Source organism: Mesorhizobium sp. WSM4820, assembly GCF_055811075.1.
Genome location: NZ_JBVVQN010000085.1, coordinates 1 through 521, shown reverse-complemented (window position 1 = coordinate 521; position 521 = coordinate 1). Strand labels below are relative to the sequence as shown.

The following is a 521-nucleotide window of genomic DNA, read 5'->3' as shown; positions in this document are numbered from 1 at the left end:
TCCTTCTTCGGAGCCTCCGCGATCATGGCTTCGGTGGTGACCAGCAGGCCGGCGACCGAGGCCGCGTCCTGGAGAGCCGTGCGCACGACCTTGACCGGATCGACGATACCCATGGCAATCATGTCGCCATATTCGCCGGTCTGGGCGTTGAAGCCGAAGGTCGGGCCCTTGTTCTCGAGGATCTTGCCGGCAACGATCGATGCTTCCGCACCGGCGTTGGCCGCGATCTGACGGGCCGGAGCCTGCAGCGCGCGACGCACGATGGCGATGCCAGCGGTCTGGTCGGAGTTGGCGCCGACAGCCTTGATGCTCAGCGAAGCGCGCAGCAGTGCGACGCCGCCGCCGGGAACGATGCCTTCTTCGACGGCCGCGCGGGTCGCGTTGAGGGCGTCATCGACGCGGTCCTTCTTTTCCTTGACTTCGATCTCGGTCGCACCGCCGACACGGATGACGGCAACGCCGCCCGCCAGCTTGGCGAGACGTTCCTGCAGCTTCTCCTTGTCGTAGTCCGAGGTGGTCTC

General features: G+C 66.2%; 1 protein-coding gene. It reads right to left on the bottom strand.

The genetic code is table 11. The features are described 5' to 3' along the window. Positions 1 to 521 (bottom strand): TCP-1/cpn60 chaperonin family protein (locus AC0L2R_RS33825; RefSeq protein ID WP_473514120.1); only part of this gene is annotated, 521 nt, incomplete at both ends.